Below are 20,254 nucleotides of genomic sequence, written 5' to 3' on the forward strand. Positions count from 1 at the left end.
CTTTGCCTTTATTGGACAGTTTGATTTCATCGCTAATTGTAGAACCATTCAAATTGTTAGGAGAGCGCCCGGGGATTGGCGTTTTTGAATGAGGCGTCGGTAAAATACGGGCGTTTAAATCTTCCATACAATATATTAATTTTTTTGTTGCTCTGTCATACCATTCATTATCGACTACGCCATGTAAAGAAGGGTAGCTTCCGGTTGCTATAGTGGCATGGCCTGCACAGGTAGTTGTGTTTGCATGAGGATGATGAGCATTATGATAATTAATGCCATGCTTTAGCATGTAATTAAAACCAGATGGGCCGAATTGTTGTTGATGTTGGTGTATTAAATCGCCTCTTAATTGATCTATTACAATTTGAAGAACCAGTTTAGGTTGAGCTCCGTGTACATTCCCAATAAGGGCACCGATAATGAATAAGATCCTGCAAACAAATTTCATCATTTTAACAACTACGCATAAAGGTAAATTCGCGGATAAATTACCTCATTCAAGAGATCAAAAGCAATAAATAAATGGGGGCTTCTTTATTTTTTTCATAAAAATCAATCGTTTGAAATTTAATAAGTTAGTAAAAAGAAAACACATGACGAACACCACGAATTAGTTTAAACTGATTTTCGGTGAAAAAATTCACTTTTCCTGTTAATGGAGTTTAAGGAGAAACAAGATGGCATTTAACTTGGTAGAGTATGATAAATTAAAGAATGCTTTAATTGAATGTATAAAAACTGAGATTAAGAGTTTTGATGAAAAAAAGGATACTAGCCCTGACAAACTGTTTGAATCAGCTAAATGTTGTTCTCCGGCCAGAAGAATTCAAGCGCAATTTATATTAACTACAATTAATATTTTGGATGCTTATCCATCCAATACCAATGAAGAAAAAGTAGAAAAAGCCCGAATATTAAATACATTAGCGTTCTGTATTCATGAAGAGATTGACGATTCCTACTGGTTGCTTAGTTCTGATCGGAGCCGTTTTAAACTAATATTGGCAGCCTCACTTGAATTGAAAAAAGGGAATGAGCCAGCGGAAACTGATCTACACGATATGTATCCCAGTTTGATTAAATGTTTAAAAGACAATTTATATAATGAGGGGGACGTTAGGAGAGGTTATTTATCTCAACCTAAATTTGTAATCGAAGGTTTTTCCGTCAAAGAGTATATCGATACATTAGATACTAAAAATCTTGCTAACTCACTGGCTTTGGCTAAAAAAGCACAGGAGAAAGAACGGCAGTTACAACCTTCATCGTCTTCTTGGTGGTTCTTCGGTGGCAGTACTTCTTCGACTCCTGCTCAAGAACAAAAAGCCACTAAATTGACGGCTCAAGATGACAGTGCTCATGGAACACGGCCACAATAAACTCATAATACTAGGTTCCGTTGATGCTTCATGTGGAATCCTACGCCCGCGCTTTGGCGCGGGCTCAATTAATATCGTGATAAACCATGGCACATCGGGAGGTAACTGCTTCTAAATAAGTACACTATTTTCTCAAATGGCCTACTTATTATTGTTCTACAGGGTATCCATACATCGCCCATTCCATAATGCCACCGTCAACGGAATACACGTTCTCATATCCTATATCCATTAAACATTGTGCAGCATATAAGGAACGAACACCGCTTCGACAATGTAAATATACTGCCTGGGATTTATCATCCATGGTTTCTTTAATTCGAACGGAAATTTCATCTTTAGGAATATGATGCGCCGCAGGGATTCGGATATCTTGCCATTCTTCAAGTTCACGAACGTCAATTAAACATAAATCAGATTTAGCTTCCATTTGGATTTTTAATTCATGAACATCAATAGTCTTTATATTATGCTTTGTCATATCGAGTTTCTCTTATTGAAGGTCTGGTTAAAGTTGAATGATGTAATATCCAGTAAATAGTTGCAGTAATCACTCCACCAATTAAGGTCGCAAATGCCCAGGTGGCTGCTGATACTAAAACGGTTTTTTGTCCTAGCCTATTCATATTGCCTGCATCACGAGCAACAGCGCCCGCGAAGATGACATTTAATAGTCCATTAATTAAAGCAATCAGGTAAAAAAAAGTTTGAATTTGAGCGCTGAATTGATTAGCCAGTTCACCAAGCATGAATCAGGTTCCTTGAATTTGTCTTGATTGCCTCCATGATAACAGAAAAATAGCTGAAATTACTAAAACAACGGCTATGCTCTGTATCGATGTAGGGGTTTCATCAAAGATTAGGTATCCCCAAAATAATCCTGTCAATGCAACGGCCCCGCCTGTCAGGCTATAAAACACCGGGCCTGCCATTCGTATTAAAATAAAAAAGAGTAGATAACCCAGACTGGATAGGATAATTTCTAAAACAATGACTTGTTTTACAAGTGTAAAGGGACCTGTAAGCGAATAAAACGCATTTTGTTGAATAACCAGGGGAGTTAATAACAGGGTGGCTGCCAGAAGCATTCCTGTTGCTGCTTGTAATGCATTTATATCAGCGAGTTGCTTTTTGCCAATATATATTGAGCATAAAGCGAATGCTAGTGGACTAATTAATGCGAACAATGTCCATCTGGAAAATAAGCCAGAAGTGTTTATACCAACTATTAATAATATTCCTGCCATACCCAGCATTAAGGCTAGTAATCTCCATCCATCAATTTTTTCTTGTCTGGTTATTAAAGCTAAAGGGTAAACAAGCAAAGGTACGGTGTTAACCAATACTGCTAACAAACCGGCAGGAATATGATTGGCTATAAAATACATATTGGTGTTAGGTATTGCAATTCCAATAAGTCCGCAGACTAAAAAATAGGACCAATGATGGGCTCTAAATTTTATTTTATTGGTTGTTGCCATGCATACTCCACTTAAGAATAAGGCAGGTCCTAATGATTGCCAAAAGGCATAACCTAAAGGAGGTACTCCGTTAGTCATGGCAAATTTAGCTAATGAATAGCCTGAACCCCAAATAAAACCTAATAAAATAAGCAGCAAAACGGACTTTAAAATTTTTACTTGATGCATCATCTCTGATAGATATCACGGTAATTGTATTGATGAGATTATGCCATTCGAGATGAAAATTCACTATAAAAATTAGTGACGTTTTGGGGATTCGTTATCAGGGATTTTTCCATATTATTTTGATATTTTCCAAAAATAAATTTATTCATCTATATTTATATCTGGATTAATTACAAAAATCACTTGGCGCAAGGATAGCTGATCTTTCATTTTATCATCAACCTAGGTAACATCAGGTCATTCCCTTTACTCAGAGAGCAAGTATGAACGTTGACGAACTACCAGTACCACATTTGACTACCGCTCATTCGGGACCCTTATATCATGTTGAGAAAGTCATTTTAAATCATGTTGCGGTGATTGAAGCCTGGTTCAGGCAAAAATGGAAGGAAACTCCGGCCTCTTTAACCTCTTCTGTAGATTTACGTCATGCCGGATTTAAAATTGCTCCGGTTGATACTAACTTATTCCCTGCTGGATTTAATAATCTGAATCCAGATTTTCTGCCTTTATGCATTCAGGCTGCTCAATCGGTGTTGGGTGAGTATATTCCTGACTGTACGAAAATTTTGCTTTTGCCTGAGAGCCACACCCGTAATAAATTTTATCTACAGAGTTTAAATGTGTTACGCACTATTTTTATTAAAGCCGGATTTATTGTACGTATTGGTAGTTTAGATCCTGAGGTGACGAACCCAACAGAGGTCGTACTTGAAAACGGAGATAGTTTATTAATAGAACCCTTGAGAAGGCAGGGTGATAGAGTTGGTCTGGACGATTTTAATCCTTGTTTTCTGATGTTAAATAATGATTTATCTTCTGGAGTGCCTGAAATGTTACAGGGACTCGAACAACAGATAAAACCCACTGCTAAATTAGGTTGGTCTACCCGATTAAAATCCAGTCATTTTCATTTTTTTGATGAAGTTGCGAAAGAGTTTGCGGAGCTTGTTGATATTGATTCCTGGCATATTAATCCTTATTTCAGTGCTATGGATGGGGTTGATTTTATGGCTCAGGAAGGAGTGGAGCAATTAGCTCAGGAAGTGGATAAAATTCTGGGATTGATTGCAGATAAATATGCTTCGTATGGTATTAATGATAAACCTTTTGTTGTCGTTAAAGCAGATAATGGCACTTATGGTATGAGTGTGATGATGGTTCACGATGCAGATGAAATTCGTCAGCTCAATAGGAAGCAACGCACCAAAATGTCGAGCAGCAAGGGCAGTAAGAAAGTAGATAGAGTAATGATTCAGGAAGGGGTATATACCTTTGAAACCATGCCTGATGGTTCAGTAGCTGAACCTGTTGTTTATATGATTGGACAATTTGTTGTTGGCGGTTTTTATCGGGTTCATCAAGGACGAGGTATTGATGAAAATTTAAATGCACCTGGAATGCATTTTGAACCCCTTGCTTTTGCTCAAGCCTGTAATATGCCTTGTGATGAACTGGAAGTAGTAGATTGTCCTAACCGTTTTTATGTTTATGGAGTGATTGCACGTCTAGCGGCTCTGGCTGCCGCACGAGAAATTAGGGCTATTGGAGAATAATAATGAAGCTTGCAGTTTTAATGGATCCATTACATCGGTTAAAACCATATAAAGATACAACTGTTGCAATGATTTCCAGAGCTAAAGCTTTAGGCTGGTCATGTGTTTATTTTACACAAGAAGATTTATTTTGTAGTGAAGGAAGCTCCTATGCACATGTTCATGACATCAGTATTGGTGATGTGCATAGTGCCTCGTGGGCAGAAACCAAAGATTTGGGTGAAAAGCCATTAAGTGATTTTGATATTATATTGATGCGTAAAGATCCTCCATTTGATATGGAGTATATTTATTCTACTTATGCTCTTGAACTTGCAGAGCGTGATGGGGTGTTGGTGGCTAATAAGCCACAAAGTTTACGTGATGCCAATGAGAAATTTTTTACTTTGAATTTTCCTCAGTGTTGCCCTACCACATTGGTTTCCAAGGATATCAATCGATTAAAATCATTTTGGAAAAAACATAAAAATGTAATTTTTAAGCCATTAGAAGGGATGGGGGGCAGTTCAGTCTTTCATGTTGATGAGCATGGACGAAATTTATCGGTTATCCTGGAAGTATTAACAAAAGGGCAGAGCATTAATATTATGGCCCAACGTTATATCCCTGAAATAGTTGGGACAGGTGATAAACGTATACTTATAGTTAATGGAGAACCAGTGCCCTTTGCATTGGCGCGGATTCCTGCGGAGGGTGAATTACGGGGTAATTTGGCTGCTGGTGCCAGAGGTGAGGTTGTGCCTATCACTGAAAGAGATCGATGGCTTTGTAAACAAATTGCTCCTACGTTAAAAGCTAAAGGTTTGTATTTTGTGGGTATTGATGTCATTGGTGACTATTTGACTGAAATAAATGTAACCAGTCCAACCTGTCTTAGAGAGATTTCAGATGAGACTGGTTTGGATATTGCCGGTGATTTTCTGTTGGGTCTGGAGAGGATTCGACTAAAAGGTGTTAAAGACCAATAGATTGAACCTCATTTAATTGTTACGAGTGTTTTTGTATTGCTGAGCTTCGCACGCTCAGCGCCAGCCTCTACGCATTGGTTTTATGGTAGGCTGGGCTAAATGAAATGCAGCCCAGCTTTATGAGCTTACTCATCTACATAGTCATTCGCTGCAGCGTTTTGATCTGGCTGAACGTCTTCCGCATAAAGAGAGCCATTGTCTTGCTCTGCGCCGGTGATGAGATAATTTCTATGCTGTAAATAGGCGTCTCTGATAAATGAGTATTTATCTAATGCCTCATTCATAAGACGTTCGGTTTCAAAGAGTTGTGAGCGGAGATCTAGATATCGCAAACCAATTAATCCAAAGGCTAGAGCGTCGTTATCCATATAGACATAGGGACTCCACAGCGCGAATTGGAACAGCCACCCGGTGCCATCTCTAATCGTGCTGGGACCAATAAATGGAATGACCAGGTATGGAGAATTTTTGTCACCCCATTTAGCAAAAGTAAGCCCCAAGTCATTATAATGTGGAGGCAAACCAAATTTGCTTGCAACATCGAATATACCGGCTACACCAAGCGTTGAGTTGATAGTAAAGCGCCAGGTATCTCTTATCGCCCATTTACCTTTTGCCTGCAGAATATCATTTGCTATCGTGGGTAACATATCAAGGTTATTAAAGGCATTATTTACTCCCTTGCGAACCACGGCAGGGACAACGGTAACGTAGAGCTTTGCTGGCGGTTTTAACAGGGTCGCGTCAATCGCCATATTAAAGTTATGAACTTTGCGGTTAAATGATTCATATGGATCTATGGGATTAGTTCCTTTGTGAACACATCCTGTTAATACCAAAGAACCAACCATAGTTGCACATGTGACAGTTAAGCGCATATTTTTTCTAATTATTTATATACTTGGAATGATGTTACACCAGTTTAAGGTTCTTGCAAACAACCCTAACTATAAGAAATCGCTTGAATTATCAATAGATAAAAACGGGAATGAATGGTTTGAGTCTTTATCTGCCGATTATGGCTCCAGTCCTATGTTGTAAATGTGGCATTTGGTAAAGGAATCTGGGCTTCTTACCGATCTATTAGTGCGGGTCTCAACGAGATGTAGTGAGGGTGGCATCTTACATAATTCTGGTAAAACTATTGATGTCATCTTGTTTTTATACTGATCTTTTGTGTTTGACCATCAGAATAATATTTTTTTTGCTCTATAATTAACACAAAAGCGTTCAATAAATCGCTCGTTTCTTTAAGGATAAAAGGTTAACTGATGCGGCATATTGCAGTTATTCTAAATACTAAGGCGAGAAATCACTCTGAAGCGATTAGTTATTTGGAGGGATTGAAGGATGCAGATATTTCTTATGACCTCTATGATACAACACCCGAACAATTAGCTGATACGATACAAAAAAGCGTCAAGGATTATCCTATTATTTTAATTGGTGGTGGTGACGGAACAATACGCACCGCAGCACATTATTGTGTACACACGGCAGTTATTTTAGGCGTGCTTCCCTTAGGGACTTTAAACCATTTTGCTAAAGAAATGTGTCTGCCTCTTAGTGTTAAAGAACTGGTTGCTAGCTTGAAAGCCTCACATACAACTACAATTGACCTGGCGAAAGTCAATGATCTTGTTTTTATTAATAATTCATCTATAGGCTTTTACCCTCAATTCGCGGACAAACGTGATCAGTACAGCAAGTACTACAATAAATGGTTAAGCTATATTCCGGGTTTTATTGAGAGCCTTAAAAAACATCCCTCGTTTTTCCTCACTATCAAAAGCAAAAATTTGAATCTTTCTTTGTATACTTCCTTTTTGATGATAAGCAATAATGTCTATTCATATGAATTTCCAGCAACGATTAAAAGAGAAAGCTTTCACAAAGCATTACTCGGCCTATATTATTTTAAACAGGGGAAAATTCGTATTATTAAGCTCATAAAACGCTTGCTAAGCAGTAAAAATCTTTTTGAAATCAATCAGTCAGAGTATCCGATTGAAATCCATTTTAATCATGAAAAGGAAATAACTATTTCCTTGGATGGCGAAACTACTCAAGTTAAATCGCCTTTGTATTATGAAAGCATACCTGGAGCTTTAATTTTATTAACGAGCCCATCATGCGAATAATTCATATATCTGATTTGCATTTTGGCATGCATAAGCCTGCATTGATTGACCCGTTTCTGGAGGAGCTTGTTTTATTAAAGCCTGAACTTATTATTATTTCAGGAGATCTTACTCAGCGAGCGCGGAAGGAACAATATCAGCAATTATCCGCATTTTTACAGCAATTAATTGCTCCTTTGCTGATTGTTCCGGGTAATCATGACATTCCGCTGGATAATCCTTTTGTACGTTTTCTTCATCCCTTTAAGCGGTTTAAAGAGTATGTTTCTCCCGAATTGGGAGCCAGTTATAACGATGCCGAAGTAAATATTCTGGGAGTGAACAGCGCGACTCCATACAAACTTAAAGACGGAACATTAAGTAATAAAACATTAAACAGGATAAAGAACCATTTTTCTGCTGATTCAAGGCAATTAAACATCCTGTTTTTTCATCATAATCTTAAATATTTTTCAGGAATGCATCATCCATTAAGCAATGCTGAGGAGTTCCTGGATTATTTAAAAATTAGCCCCATTCATATTGTTTGTACCGGTCATCTTCATTATTCCAATTTAAAATTAATTAGAAAAAAACAAAATACACACTGTGCTTTGTTGCACGCAGGATCTTTATTTTGTTCACGAACCAGAGATGGAAAAAATAGTTTTTATTTTATTAACACAGAGCAATTAAGATGTTCTATTGAACGACGAGTTTTTGTAAATAATTCCTTTGCTTCTGAGCACATCTATTCTCTTGATTTTTCTAGTAATTAATGGGGCTTTTCCTGACTTTCTTTATTTAAATAATTTTATCAAATTTAAAAGCAGAAGTCCTTTTGATTGTCTATAATAAAGTCATGCTGACCAAATGGTGTGTGTCTGATATGTCTCATCCCAAATCGCCCAAAGGATTTTTGGCTATCGATATTGATGGAACTGCACTGGTGCAAAAAATAGATAAGAATCCAGCATATGGTTTATGGAATAGTCAAAGCAATGTGAGATTGGCATTAATCAGTTACATTCAACAGGCTCAGAAAGAAGGCTATGACATTATTATATTAACAGCGCGTCCTCAACAAATTGAAGGGGCTTTGAGTGCTATTAATGTGGGTACAAAACCAACACAAAGCATTGTTGATGATTTAAAAGAATATGGAGTGGTGGTTAAAGAAATTGAACGAGCTCCATCAGGCCTTAAAGGCGGTAAAATGCAACAGATTTTGGAGCAATATCCTTCTGGGGCTATTGGTATGTTGTTTGATGATCAATTAAAGCAGGTTAATGATGTAAGGCAGCTGAGCAATGTCAATTTAATAGCTTATGACATCAACAGTAAAAAAGATCTTGAAGACTATGCCAATCAAGTGCATTTGAGCCCTAAAAATACTTTTCATCCCTTAAAAATTGTATCCAGGGTACTTTCCAGTAATGAGAAATTAAAGTCATTACAGGCCAGTTGTGATCAACTGGATAAACAAATTTATTTGCATGAACGTAATTTGGCTCAAAATGTTATTCATGAGTTGTGCATCCGATCATTTGAAGCTGAATATCGAGATTATCAGCCAGAAATCGAATGGATTAATATAACTGCAAGGCATGTTCAGATGTTCCTGGATAAGTTAAATGCTCAACAGGAATTAACTGTTGAAGAAGTCGAGCAAGCTACCAGAGAAATCTTTGGTACTAAAAAACTGGATAGAGTGATACCTAATTCTAATTGCGATCTGGCAGTGAAACAGCTTTTAGAAGAAAATGCCCGGAATGCTCTGATTACGGAGCTAAGCAGACAATGCGATCATTTTCTGGAAGAAATTAAAAACAATATCAATATAATAGACGAGTCTGAGTTGCATAGCCTGCAAATCAATGTGGTTAGTGCTTTGATTAGTGATTTAAAAAACCCGAATAAAACACAAGCCATTGAGCAATTTGCAAATGACTTTAAGTCCTCAAAAGATCTTATCCAGAAATACCCAAGTAGTGGAGGTTTTCTTGAGTCTATAAGATCTCTATTAGCTAAAACACCACTGATTGGCACTTTGTTTCAAACAGAAAAGGAAAAAATAGTCGATAAAATGGAGGGAGGTATTACTTCTGCCTATAAGGCGATGTTAATGGAGGCGCAGGCTCAGTCAGAACACAATGCAGGGTTAATTTTAGAGGACGAAGGCAATCAAAATAAAGGTCCTACATAAGTTTATTTCATGATTAATTTTTTCTCTTGTCTTGATGAAATCCGATAAATCAGGTTATCTTTCACCATTGTTTTAAATGGAGAGGCTAGGGTCAATACACCTAAAGGATTATCAATGAAAAAATTAATTTCTCTTGCTCTGGCAAATGTTTTAATGAATGTTATACCGCCTGTTTTTGCTGGTGCTCAAGGAGCTATCTCTCTGATTACACCCGGATTATATATGGGAGTAGGGGGCGGCTGGTCTTTGACTGAAGAAGACTATCATTCTACTTTTCGTACCAATACCGGCAATGGAGCTATTGATCATTATAATGCCGCTCAGAATCGAATAATTCCTATGGCACAATTGGGTTATTGGGCTCCTGTTCATTCAGATTGGTTATGGGGTCTTGCTGGTCAATGGTTGTATGCGGGTTATAAAACAACGAATGAAAACAGCAATCTCGGCCAACACATACCTAATGCGTCTTTTTCCAGCATCAATATATTTGGTCCAGATGTTATCAGAGATTTTAGTGCGCAAACCAAAGTAACTAATGAAGCTCGAGTGTTATTGTACGCAGGGCAACAATTGAAACAAGGATATGTTTATCTGGGAATTGGACCAGCAGTGCTTGCTGTTTCTAATACGATGTATGTTTCATCCATCCATTCTGCACCAAACACCAATAGTGACACGCTATATTCTAATTCTGCTAAAACTAACAAAACCTTGTGGGGTGGTGCAGCACAAGTTGGTTATAATTACTATATCAATCCCAGCTATTTTATAAATTTTAGTTACACGTATACCCAAACAGCAAAGCATCAATTTGACAATTCCACCAATACCGCTTTATTTAATGGAGCGATGAGTGCTGGACCAAATCTGCTCAGCATGAATCGTAGGGTATCCATTGCACAACAAGATGTGGCAATTACTATCAATAAAGTGATTTAAATAATCATTGCTTTGTTTCGTGCAAGGTAATCGGTTATTACTCCCCACTTCATCTCATTGCTGTCAGAAATAAAAAGTCGTCCCGGATGCTGCATAGCAAAATCCGGGAAGACTCATGCGCAACATGACATATTTTTAACGGTACTCGCTGTGCGGGATTTCCTGGATTACATGCTTCTGGCTACCTTTGATACAGCAATTCTTTAGACATCTCTTGTTCTAAATTGATATTTGTTTGCTTGGTATTCTATAATTGAACATATTGGTTTGTTTGTGTTCTTCTGGGGTAGTGCAATGCATGAGAAACGTGAACGTGACAGAGTAACAATTAGCTTATTTAGTGTTGAAACAACAGAAGGTTTTTCAGATGCTCTATTAAATCAAAAAGACAATATAGAACGTATGCAAAAAAAAATGACTGATGCGGCAATTGCAGCGGGTCGTGAACCTCCTGAGTTTGTTGTTTCTGTATTATTGGTACCTGACTGGAAAAAAGCAGGGAATGGATATGAGAACGCTTCTTACAAAGAGAAGCAAGCTAAATTTATGGAAACAACCCGGAAGCATTTTTCAGGTGTCACTGTAGAGGATTTTTATAATAAGGGACGTTTAACTAATTCCGAGAAGCAATTTATGAATGGCTTGGAAGCTTTGGGAAGTAACGCGGATATTATTAAAAACAGAGCGATTATTAACAATCAGGACAGACGCCATTTACAAATTGACAGCAATACTCAAATTAATGATTATTATGCCTTTTATGCTCAAACCTTCGGGGCTCCCGATGAACAACAGGCCGATGCATTAAATGCCAGCTACTATGATAAAAACACTTTATCAGCCCATAATAAATTAGTCTATTCTCCACCTCAACCAAATGGGCGTATAGGTGCTGCTTTAGAAAAACATTATGTGGCTTTTTGTGAGCAAAATAAAAATAATAATGCAGCATGGATGAAAGGGGCGGGAAGTAATCGGATTTATACTGCGTTTAATAAGGCATTAGAAAGTATTGGTTTAGTGGTTGGATGTCGTGTTCCTTCCTGGAACTGGGATTTCTTCCGTGCAAAAATTGAAGGAAATGAAACAATATATCGATTAACCAACACAGTAGTTACTGCAATTAATATGTCCTGGGCTGCTAAGCCAGTGTCACTCAATGAACCGAGTTTAAAGGGAGTCACTGTAACTGTTGGCGATGCGGTTTGTGATTTCCAGGCTTTTGATTATTTAATTAAAAAATACTGCGGGAGACTCTGGGGTAAGGTAGAACAGGATAGTGGATTTGCTAATCTCTCATTAGAAAAAAATAGTACTCAAATTGATCCTAGAACGAGTTTAATTGTAATTTCAAATGAACAATCAGATCTGACAGTGTTAGCATCTTATTATAACGAAATTTTAGAAAAGCATCCTGAAAAAATACCTTTGATAGTGGATAAATTAAAATCTATTAATCCATCCGGAGGTGGCGAGAATTACAATTATGATGTTAAAGAGGCGAATAAATTATTCCAGAAATTGTTTCATTGTACTTTGGAACAATTTTATAGTAATCCTCATCAGAGGGCTATCGTTCCTCCCAGAATAGTAACGTTAGAAATACCTTATGAGTACGGGCATGATGGTAAAAGTAGATCTCATTTTCATCAAGTTAAGTACAAAGGGAATGAGCCTGATCTGCAAGGGAAAACTGGAGATGTTCATATGCAATTTTACAAAAATTTAAAGATGAAATAGAACGATGTACTTCTTCGAAAGAGCTGATCAAGCTGCTTGATGAGAAAAAAATAGTGATGAATATAAAATTCTTGCAGAACCTCAGCGAGTTACTCTGAAACATCTTACCCCTGGGGTATTGGGTTTAAAAACTTCAGCCATTGATGCGTATGAGAAAATGGAACTATCGGCACTAAAGCAAATGAACGTGCATATTCAGTTGACAGCCAGGGGGCTACATAACAAACCAGATAGTGAACCGGACATTAAACCAGAAAACGATGTGCAAAACAGTGCAAATAGTTTTAAGCCATAATTAAACAACAGGTTGAAACGGTAAGCGTGATTTTGGCGCAAAATAGAGGAGCGTCAGATAACTGATACAATTAGTTTTAAAATGATATCGTCAGGTATTAACTATATAAACAGATGCATTTATTTAAGGATAGCCTCTTAATGGGAATGGGACGTGTTTTTGCTAGTATCGCTGTATTTTTTTGGGGAGCTGCCTACATCTGGGGGAAAATAGCCATGACCTGGCTATCTCCATTGGAAACTACAGCAGCACGATTTGGTTTTGGTGCTCTTATCCTTTTATTACTTATTCTTTTTATCAAAAAAACTGTCTGGTCTGGTTTCAAGGGACACTGGTGGCATTATTTTTTACTTGGTTTTATAGGCATTACCTGCTTTCAGGGGAGTCTGTTTTTTGCTTTAAGTATCACATCCCCAATTAATGTTGCCGTTATTATGGCACTATCGCCAGTGTTTACTGCAATTGCCGAGAGTATCGTCAGTGAACATGTTCCTGGCATTCATACGATCCTGGCCATTATTATTTCGGTTTGTGGCGCGACGCTGGCTGTACTTGGTTCCAGTTTCGACGGCACTTCAGCGATTAATTTTAACTGGGGTGATTCTATTGCCGTCCTTTCAGCCCTGTGCTTTACATTTTATACTGTTGCTTCACGACGTTGGTTACCGAGTCATATACCTTCGTTAATCAATATCACTATTGTCGTGTCTATTGGAGCAATTCTTTTGTTACCTTTAACTATTGGATTAAATCCAATGCCTGGCTTTCCGCAGTCAATGGCGCCAATATGGGCATTATTGGGTCTTGTTATTGGTTCGACAGTGATCGCTTATCTGTGTTGGACTCAGGCTATTGAGCGAATTGGGGTAACTGAACCTAATCTGATTTATAATTTCATGCCACTGGTTGCTATGGTTTTATCTTCTATTCATGGCGCTCCACCGACCCATATGCAAATTATTGGTGCATGTCTTGTTATTGGTGGGGTAACCTGGGCTCTGCACCAGAATAAAGCTATTGTCAAGGAAGTTGATAAAGCTATTGGCTGATAGGCAGAAAACAGGAGTTGATTTATGAAAGAGATTTCTATTTGTCGTGTTTATAATCCCCCTGCTTCTAAAACAGGTTTCTGGATTTTGGTCGATAAACTATGGCCTAGAGGCCTCAAGAAAGACCGTATAGCTTTTGATTTGTGGTTAAAAGACATTGCACCGGGGACTGCATTACGGCAATGGTTTCATCAGGATCCAGTGGCACACTGGGAAGAGTTTTCGCGGCGTTATGTAGACGAATTACATCATAATAAAGCTGTAGTGGAGAGGATTCTGGAACAAGCCGAATATTCTCCAATTATTTTATTCTATGCTGCCAAGGATGACGTGCATAATCATGCTCTTATTCTGCAGGCAACGTTAATTGCCTGGCCAGAGCTTCCTGATATAGCATGATTCACAAACGAGATTGAAAATTTGGCGCATCAGGAGCATGTTGTTCCTGATGTATAGGGAAAGAATAGTATTCAAAAAACACAGAGCTTACGGTTAATATTCCCTCTTTTTTTCCTTGTTCCTTTATTACATGATCAGAAATTACCATTTTTGTTTTTACCGGTTTCACGTAATGTTCCAATGCACCCAGAGCTATTTCTTCCATTAACCATTCATTGATATGATCTAAAGTGTTAAAGAGAACTATTCCATAATTAGGTTCACAAAAGATATATTTGTTATTGAGCTTTAGCAGGCACAATTTGTGTTCCAGAGTATAAACTTTTCCTTTTGAATCCAAGTGATATATCGCATTCATTAAAACTAGTTCATTCTTATGGACGTTATTGAAAGAGAGCTTATTTAATATTTCAAGAGGATCTGCTCCGAATCCGTCTTGGTCAGCAAATCCTGTTTCATTTATTTTTAATATATCCCTTATAAATATAGTGAAATAATCAGTAACATTTTGTTCGTATTCATTTTGTAAATTGAGGCACCGAGAGGCTGAGGGTAAGAAAAAGTGCCTTGCTGTTGGTGCGAAGAATCGCAAATTATTTTTAAGCGGGACAATGGAGCATTCTAATAATGCGGCAACTACTCCAGCGCAGGCACCATCAAATATTTTGTGATTTGTTTGTTCAAACAAGTCTTTTAAGGAGTTTTGTTGAAAAGGGATGAGGTATCCATAATGTTTTTCTACAAAAATAAAATTCTTAGGCATAATCACTCTTATGTAAAATAAATGTATCCAATAAAATTCTTTGAATTTTGAAAAGGAGGTTGGTTTAATCGTACGCAATAAGTGGGTAAAATTTGATTTGTGTGTGTTTATATGTTTCGCATTGTACGGCAATATTCATTTGGAATAAACAAAAACTACACTGTTGTTTTTTAGTCACTTAAGTTCTTGTTTTGAATGATTTTATTTTTGATCAATCATTTTCTTTTAATATATCATCAATTGTGAGTTCTTCATTGGGGCTAAGAGGGTGTCTTTTTAAATTAGCACAAGATTTCACAACGAATTTTATTTCGGTAGCCGCAATACAATACACCATGTGGCCTGATTTATTCACCATCAAAATTTTTACAGTTGCCCCATTCCCTTTACCAGGTTTTTCAGAGCGAACATAGACTTGGTAATCTTGAGGATTGGGAATTGTGTTTAATGTGGTCTGAACGCATCGAGGAAATGCTGTCATATCCGGATCATGTGCTTCGATTTTGGAATAGCAATGATGCATAATGGCAATGACTTTTGAGGGGTAATCATTGGCAAAAACCAGCCTCCAGGGCAGAATAATAAGTATGATAAGAATAACTTGTTTTATTGGCTTCATGTTAGGAATCAAAAATAATCCTTTTGATTTATTATAATACATTTTTAGTGGAAAAGTAGAAAAGAGAAAATCATTCATTTTAATTTGAGGCTGAATTTCAATAGGGTTGTTATAAATTAATTGACTTCATCCTTTCTAGCGTTAATTTATTGGGAGATGAACACTGAGTATCATGATGAAACCGATAAACCAATTAATTAATTGGATATCAGAAGAACGTCAGCACGGCGTTATTAATCCTCAACAAGCTGTGTTATCTACGACAACGAGTGATGCTATTCCACACGCTCGAGTTGTTGCTGTTCGTGAAATAAATGAAGACGGTTTGTTGTTTTTTACTCAAAAGGGTACGCGAAAAGTAGTAGAGCTGCAGATTAATCCTAGAGCTGCAATGACTTTTTGGTTTGAGGTATTACAGCGTGAAGTAATTATTGAGGGAACTGTTAACGCTTTATTAGCAGAAGAAAACGAACGTTATTGGTCTTCCTATCCTCGTGAGGCGCAGATTAGATTTCATAGTTATGCCGCGACATCTTCCCAACCGATAAGCAGTAAAATGCAATTAGAGGAAAAAAAGAGAACTATCGAGAAGCATTATCATGGTAAAGAACTTCCCATGAATGAATTTTATTGTGGATTCAGATTCGTGCCACAACGTCTGATATTTTATGCTTATCGAACCGATGAGTTGTCGGATGTTGATGAATATCTATTGTCAGAGAAGCAATGGATTAAGAGGTGTTTATCACCATAGAATATGTAGCTTCATCGACTTGCTTCTACCTCAGGATGACGGCCAAATCCTTAACTTAATGGCAGTGAACATTGTCGAGAGGTAGACATAGTAGAAATTTCCTGATTTAAAATTGCATTAAAAAGGTAACTGGACCATCATTGCACAGGTGAACTTGCATGTCTGCGCCAAAAATTCCGCATTGGGTATCAGGATGCAATTGATGAGAATGGCTTAATAGTTGCTCGAATAGTTGGCTTCCGAGCTCAGGGGAAGCCGCATTCGAAAAACTGGGGCGGAGTCCTTTTTGAGTATCGGCCATTAAAGTGAATTGAGGCACTAATAAAAGGCCCCCATTAATGTCTTTAAGGCTTAAATTCATTTTGCCCTGCTCATCGCTAAAAATACGATAGTTTAAGCATTTATTTAACATGCGAGTTAAATTCTGTTCAGTATCATTTGGCTCAAATCCACAAAGAATAAGTAATCCTTGAGTGATTGAGCCTACCATTTCGTTATTTACTACAACGTTTGCCTCGGTAACGCGCTGTATTACGGTTAACATGCATCTAATTCCTGTTTGGAAATTTCTTTTGTTGCATAGATAATCGCATCAGTAATGCCAGACTCTCTGTCTGAGTGCCCTGCGTCACGGACGATTCTAAGATTAGATGCAGGAATTGCTTGATGAAGAACCCAGGCACTATCCAATGGGCTAACCAAATCAAAGCGGCCATGGATTATATAAGTTGGTATGTGCCTGATTTTATGTACATTATCCATTACCTGATTCTCTTCAATAAAATAATGATTATTGATGTAATGAGATTCAAGCGTGGCAAGGGCCAAGGCAAAATGCGGGTCGCTGTATTGATCTATAACGTAGAGATGGGGTTGCAAACTACTGCAACGAGCCTGCCATAGTGCCCAATTTTTTGCTGCACTCATACGCATCAGATCGTTAGAACCTTGCAGACAGTTTGCATAATATTGAGGAATATTACCCAGCATATCTTCAGGAACCTGGCTTGTGAACTCTTGCCAATAATCTGGGTATACCAGACTGGCTCCTTGTTTATAAAACCAATCAATATCTTTTTGTCTGCCTAAAAATACCTGATGTAATAACAGGGCTTTTATTTGCTGAGGGTATTTTTGCGCGTACAGCAGGGCGAGTAATGAACCCCATCCACCGCCGCTTAATACGAATTCGGATAAACCAAGGAAATCTCTGATTGCATCAATGTCATCAACTAATAATTGAGTATTGTTTTCACTTATCTCAATATGAGGAGTTGAGCGACCACACCCGCGTTGTTCAAACAGGATAATTCTATAACGTTGTGGATCAAAAAAACGACGCAGATGAGGATCTGCTTCTGCTCCTGGTCCTGGATGAAGTACAATAACAGGTATTCCTTCAGGATTCCCTGTTTCTTCTACATACAGTACATGAAGTTTACTGACGGTTAACTCATGCTGAGCATAGGGTTTAATTGCTGGGTAGAGCGAATGCATATTAGTCCTTTATATATTTTTTATATATTATACTTATATTGTGTTATAGAACCACAATATTCTGCTCCCTGTATAGGTTTATAGCAATACCAGAATTATCTGGAATTTCTCAACGTCTTTTAGAATATCTTTGTCTTTATGGGGTAAATTGAAGATAATGCATGCATTTTATTCTGCTGGATTTATTTTATGACTATGACTGCGCTGCTTAAGGGCTTGAATGAACGACAATGTGAAGCGGTTAGCGCTCCCTTAACTAATATGCTGGTTTTAGCTGGAGCCGGAAGCGGTAAAACACGTGTTCTGGTAAGCCGTATCGCCTGGTTAATTGAAAAAGAACGACTATCTCCCCATGCTATTTTGGCAGTTACATTTACCAATAAAGCGGCAGGGGAAATGAGACATCGATTAAGCAGTATGCTTACTGATCCGGTTATGGGGCTTTGGGTTGGCACATTCCATGGCTTATGTCACCGTTTGTTGCGTCGCCATTTCAAAGAAGCAAATTTGCCAGAGCAATTTCATATTCTTGATTCTGATGATCAGGCGCGAGTTATAAAAAGAGTGATTGCCTCATTAAATCTTGATTCGGATCAATGGCCAGTGAAACAGGCGCAGTCCTTTATTAATGGCAAGAAAGATGAAGGCATAAGACCTCAACATGTGAATGCGCTAAGTTACGGTCCCACTAAAACCCTGGTTTCTATCTATGCTGCTTATGAACAGGCTTGCAAGACTGCTGGGGTAATTGATTTTGCGGAATTATTGCTGCGAACCCATGAGTTATTAAGAGATAATCCAGAGATTCTTGCACATTATCGCCAACGATTTCAAGCAATATTGGTTGATGAGTTTCAAGACACTAATACGATTCAATATGCCTGGATTCGATTGCTGGCAGGAGAGAAGACTCCTGTTCTGGCTGTGGGAGATGACGATCAATCCATTTACGGTTGGCGAGGAGCCAAGGTAGAAAACATTCAGCAATTTTCTAAAGATTTTAAAGACGCGCAGATCATTCGTCTGGAACAGAACTATCGTTCAACGGCTACTATTCTTGAAGCAGCGAATGCACTAATTACTAACAATAATTCGCGAATGGGTAAGGATTTATGGACTGCTGGAAACAGTGGTGAAAAAATCGTGGTTTACAGTGCTTTTAATGAACTGGAAGAAGCTCGATTTGTTAGCGAGCGGATCATGATGGAAATTAATCAGGGAAGTAGTGCTGATGAAATCGCCATATTATATCGCTCAAATGCGCAGTCCAGGGTTTTGGAAGAAGCATTGTTGCGTGCTGGCATTGCTTATAGAATTTATGGCGGCGTACGATTTTTTGATAGAGCTGAAGTCAAAGATACTTTAGCTTATGTTCGGTTATTGGTGAATACCAATGATGATACTGCTTTTGATCGAGTGGTCAATTTCCCTGCGCGGGGCATTGGTGAAAAAACATTAGATGATTTGCGGCATCATGCCAAAGCAGAGCAATGTTCTTTATGGAATGCAGCCAAAGCGTTGCTTGACTCAGGAACTATGGCGCAACGAGCAGGAGCTGCCTTAGCACGCTTTATCGATCTTATCGAGCAATTGCAAATAAAAACGGTACAAATGGAGTTGGATGAGCAAATAACAGAGGTGATTCAATCCAGTGGCTTATATGCTCATTTTAGTAAAATAAAAGGGGATAAATCCGAGTCACGCCTGGATAACCTCCAGGAATTAATTAATGCGGCCAAGCAATTTCGCTACGAACAAAATGAGGAGGAGGATGAATTACCCTTAGTGAATGCCTTCCTTGCTCATGCATCACTTGAAGCGGGTGAATTACAAGCCGAAGAACATGAGCGTTATGTTCATTTAATGACCCTTCATGCCGCGAAAGGGCTTGAGTTTCCCGTTGTTTTTCTTGTCGGTATGGAAGAAGGGGTCTTTCCTGGAAAACAATCTCTTGAGGAGCCAGGGCGTTTGGAAGAAGAGCGTCGCTTGTGTTATGTGGGAATGACTCGAGCGATGCGCAAGCTAGTGCTTTCTTATGCTGAAATCAGGAGGCAGTATGGTAGAGAAGAATATCACAGACCATCACGATTTTTGCGTGAACTTCCCGAACAATTATTAGACGAAGTTCGTGTTAAAGCACGTTTTCAGCCGGCTTCAACCAGACCTAATAAAATCCCATCGGTTGCAGAACAATCCGGTATGCCTATGGGGAAAAATGTGATGCATCCAAAATTTGGCCAAGGTATTGTTTTGGCTGTTGAAGGAAACGGAGCACATACCCGAGTGCAAGTTAAATTTAGTGAGCATGGGGTTAAATG

Annotated in this window: 22 protein-coding genes; 13 read left to right on the plus strand and 9 right to left on the minus strand. The window is 38.2% G+C overall.

Annotated elements, in window-relative coordinates:
- On the minus strand, positions 1 to 451 hold a 451-nt coding region (locus tag Q0495_RS03930; protein WP_298623329.1), incomplete at its 3' end, for an alkaline phosphatase family protein.
- A gap of 226 nt (positions 452 to 677) precedes the next feature.
- Between Q0495_RS03930 and Q0495_RS03935 the strand changes: the two genes are divergently transcribed.
- Entirely contained in the window at positions 678 to 1,379 is a 702-nt protein-coding gene (locus Q0495_RS03935) for a hypothetical protein (RefSeq protein ID WP_298623331.1), read from the plus strand.
- Positions 1,380 to 1,527: 148 nt separating this feature from the next.
- On the opposite strand, the gene Q0495_RS03940 is transcribed toward Q0495_RS03935, so the two are convergent.
- Genes Q0495_RS03940 through Q0495_RS03950 form a run of 3 tightly spaced genes read right to left on the minus strand, consistent with a single transcriptional unit; the run spans position 1,528 to position 3,031 of the window.
- A complete protein-coding gene (locus Q0495_RS03940) occupies positions 1,528 to 1,860 on the minus strand; it encodes a rhodanese-like domain-containing protein (protein ID WP_298623333.1) in 333 nt (110 codons plus the stop codon).
- A complete protein-coding gene (locus Q0495_RS03945; RefSeq protein ID WP_298623335.1) occupies positions 1,847 to 2,128 on the minus strand; it encodes a hypothetical protein in 282 nt (93 codons plus the stop codon). Before Q0495_RS03945 ends, Q0495_RS03940 begins: the two co-directional genes overlap by 14 nt.
- 3 nt (positions 2,129 to 2,131) lie before the next feature.
- Positions 2,132 to 3,031 (minus strand): DMT family transporter, encoded by a 900-nt coding sequence (locus Q0495_RS03950; RefSeq protein WP_298623337.1) that lies wholly within the window; start codon positions 3,029 to 3,031, stop codon positions 2,132 to 2,134.
- A 260-nt stretch (positions 3,032 to 3,291) separates the two neighbouring features.
- Between Q0495_RS03950 and gshA the strand changes: the two genes are divergently transcribed.
- Together gshA and gshB are read left to right on the plus strand one after the other, a co-directional pair.
- Positions 3,292 to 4,584, plus strand: coding sequence for a glutamate--cysteine ligase (gshA, locus tag Q0495_RS03955; protein WP_298623339.1), 1,293 nt, complete (start codon positions 3,292 to 3,294; stop codon positions 4,582 to 4,584).
- 2 nt (positions 4,585 to 4,586) lie between these two features.
- Positions 4,587 to 5,552 (plus strand): glutathione synthase, encoded by a 966-nt coding sequence (gene gshB, locus Q0495_RS03960; RefSeq protein WP_298623341.1) that lies wholly within the window; start codon positions 4,587 to 4,589, stop codon positions 5,550 to 5,552.
- 125 nt (positions 5,553 to 5,677) lie between these two features.
- Here the strand turns inward: gshB and Q0495_RS03965 are convergent, their stop codons facing one another.
- Positions 5,678 to 6,430, minus strand: a complete 753-nt coding sequence (locus Q0495_RS03965; protein ID WP_298623343.1) for a VacJ family lipoprotein — start codon at positions 6,428 to 6,430, stop codon at positions 5,678 to 5,680.
- A gap of 393 nt (positions 6,431 to 6,823) precedes the next feature.
- Here Q0495_RS03965 and Q0495_RS03970 point away from each other — a divergent pair, with 393 nt between their 5' ends.
- From Q0495_RS03970 to Q0495_RS04005, 8 genes are all read left to right on the plus strand, one after another.
- Complete coding sequence (locus tag Q0495_RS03970; RefSeq protein ID WP_298623344.1) at positions 6,824 to 7,693, plus strand: diacylglycerol kinase family protein; 870 nt, start codon at positions 6,824 to 6,826, stop codon at positions 7,691 to 7,693.
- The gene (locus Q0495_RS03975) at positions 7,684 to 8,451 is read left to right on the plus strand and encodes a metallophosphoesterase (RefSeq protein ID WP_298623345.1); all 768 of its coding nucleotides are present in this window, start codon (positions 7,684 to 7,686) and stop codon (positions 8,449 to 8,451) included. The genes Q0495_RS03970 and Q0495_RS03975 overlap by 10 nt, the downstream gene beginning before the upstream one ends.
- 62 nt (positions 8,452 to 8,513) lie before the next feature.
- Positions 8,514 to 9,878 (plus strand): hypothetical protein, encoded by a 1,365-nt coding sequence (locus tag Q0495_RS03980; RefSeq protein ID WP_298623347.1) that lies wholly within the window; start codon positions 8,514 to 8,516, stop codon positions 9,876 to 9,878.
- A 114-nt stretch (positions 9,879 to 9,992) separates the two neighbouring features.
- Positions 9,993 to 10,820, plus strand: coding sequence for a hypothetical protein (locus tag Q0495_RS03985; protein WP_298623349.1), 828 nt, complete (start codon positions 9,993 to 9,995; stop codon positions 10,818 to 10,820).
- 294 nt (positions 10,821 to 11,114) lie between these two features.
- The gene (locus Q0495_RS03990; RefSeq protein ID WP_298623351.1) at positions 11,115 to 12,560 is read left to right on the plus strand and encodes a hypothetical protein; all 1,446 of its coding nucleotides are present in this window, start codon (positions 11,115 to 11,117) and stop codon (positions 12,558 to 12,560) included.
- Positions 12,561 to 12,678: 118 nt separating this feature from the next.
- A complete protein-coding gene (locus Q0495_RS03995) occupies positions 12,679 to 12,855 on the plus strand; it encodes a hypothetical protein (RefSeq protein ID WP_298623353.1) in 177 nt (58 codons plus the stop codon).
- A 140-nt stretch (positions 12,856 to 12,995) separates the two neighbouring features.
- The gene (locus tag Q0495_RS04000) at positions 12,996 to 13,904 is read left to right on the plus strand and encodes a DMT family transporter (protein WP_298623355.1); all 909 of its coding nucleotides are present in this window, start codon (positions 12,996 to 12,998) and stop codon (positions 13,902 to 13,904) included.
- A gap of 24 nt (positions 13,905 to 13,928) precedes the next feature.
- A complete protein-coding gene (locus Q0495_RS04005; RefSeq protein WP_298623357.1) occupies positions 13,929 to 14,303 on the plus strand; it encodes a DUF488 domain-containing protein in 375 nt (124 codons plus the stop codon).
- A 1-nt stretch (position 14,304) separates the two neighbouring features.
- Here the strand turns inward: Q0495_RS04005 and Q0495_RS04010 are convergent, their stop codons facing one another.
- Positions 14,305 to 15,066: a hypothetical protein gene (locus tag Q0495_RS04010; RefSeq protein WP_298623359.1), complete on the minus strand. Its 762-nt coding sequence runs from the start codon at positions 15,064 to 15,066 to the stop codon at positions 14,305 to 14,307.
- A gap of 211 nt (positions 15,067 to 15,277) precedes the next feature.
- Positions 15,278 to 15,697 carry a hypothetical protein gene (locus tag Q0495_RS04015; RefSeq protein ID WP_298623361.1) on the minus strand — a complete coding sequence of 140 codons (420 nt, stop codon included), beginning with the start codon at positions 15,695 to 15,697 and terminating at the stop codon, positions 15,278 to 15,280.
- Between the two features lie 160 nt (positions 15,698 to 15,857).
- On the opposite strand from Q0495_RS04015, the gene Q0495_RS04020 reads away from it, so the two are divergent.
- On the plus strand, positions 15,858 to 16,439 hold the full coding sequence (locus tag Q0495_RS04020; protein WP_298623364.1) for a pyridoxal 5'-phosphate synthase: 582 nt from the start codon (positions 15,858 to 15,860) through the stop codon (positions 16,437 to 16,439).
- Positions 16,440 to 16,545: 106 nt separating this feature from the next.
- Here the strand turns inward: Q0495_RS04020 and dtd are convergent, their stop codons facing one another.
- Both dtd and pip read right to left on the minus strand, forming a co-directional pair.
- A complete protein-coding gene (gene dtd, locus Q0495_RS04025; protein ID WP_298623367.1) occupies positions 16,546 to 16,983 on the minus strand; it encodes a D-aminoacyl-tRNA deacylase in 438 nt (145 codons plus the stop codon).
- Positions 16,977 to 17,936 carry a prolyl aminopeptidase gene (gene pip / locus Q0495_RS04030; RefSeq protein ID WP_298623370.1) on the minus strand — a complete coding sequence of 320 codons (960 nt, stop codon included), beginning with the start codon at positions 17,934 to 17,936 and terminating at the stop codon, positions 16,977 to 16,979. The genes dtd and pip overlap by 7 nt, the downstream gene beginning before the upstream one ends.
- Before the next feature lie 189 nt (positions 17,937 to 18,125).
- On the opposite strand from pip, the gene uvrD reads away from it, so the two are divergent.
- A partial coding sequence (gene uvrD, locus Q0495_RS04035; RefSeq protein ID WP_298623372.1) for a DNA helicase II occupies positions 18,126 to 20,254 on the plus strand: 2,129 nt, incomplete at its 3' end.

Source organism: uncultured Legionella sp. (assembly GCF_937871865.1).
GTDB lineage: Bacteria > Pseudomonadota > Gammaproteobacteria > Legionellales > Legionellaceae > Legionella.